The organism is Mesorhizobium montanum (assembly GCF_033977145.1).
GTDB lineage: Bacteria > Pseudomonadota > Alphaproteobacteria > Rhizobiales > Rhizobiaceae > Mesorhizobium > Mesorhizobium montanum.
In genome coordinates this window covers 1-752 of the sequence record NZ_JAVIJF010000070.1, presented here as the reverse complement: position 1 = coordinate 752, position 752 = coordinate 1, and the positions used below count along the sequence as shown (strand labels likewise).

At 64.6% G+C, this 752-nt stretch carries 1 protein-coding gene; it reads left to right on the top strand.

Features of this window, described 5'->3' with window-relative positions; all coding sequences use genetic code 11:
• Positions 1–752, top strand: a 752-nt coding sequence (locus RFM68_RS33510; protein ID WP_320237203.1) for an EF-Tu C-terminal domain-related protein, incomplete at its 5' end; no start/stop codon positions are given.

Here is a 752-nt window from a genome sequence, read left to right as displayed (position 1 = left end):
TGGAGCTGGTCGAGCTCGAGGTTCGCGAGCTTTTGTCGAAGAACGAGTTCCCCGGCGACGACATTCCGATCGTCAAGGGTTCGGCGCTGGCGGCGTTGGAAGATTCCAACAAGACCATCGGCGAGGACGCCATCCGCGAACTGATGGCTCAGGTCGATGCCTACATCCCGACGCCGGTGCGTCCGCTGGACAAGCCGTTCCTGATGCCGATCGAGGACGTGTTCTCGATCTCGGGCCGCGGCACGGTGGTGACCGGGCGCGTCGAGCGCGGCATCGTCAAGGTCGGCGAGGAACTGGAAATCGTCGGCATCCGTCCGACCACCAAGACGACCTGCACGGGCGTCGAGATGTTCCGCAAGCTGCTCGACCAGGGTCAGGCGGGCGACAACATCGGCGCGCTGCTGCGCGGCGTCGACCGTGAAGGCGTCGAACGCGGCCAGGTTCTGGCCAAGCCCGGTACGGTCAAGCCGCACAAGAAGTTCGTGGCCGAAGCCTACATCCTGACCAAGGACGAGGGCGGCCGTCACACGCCGTTCTTCACCAACTACCGTCCGCAGTTCTACTTCCGCACGACGGACGTGACGGGCATCGTGACGCTGCCGGCCGGCACCGAGATGGTGATGCCCGGCGACAACATCACCGTCGACGTCGAGCTGATCGTGCCGATCGCGATGGAAGAGAAGCTGCGCTTCGCCATCCGTGAAGGCGGCCGCACCGTCGGTGCCGGCATCGTCGTCACCATCACGGAATAA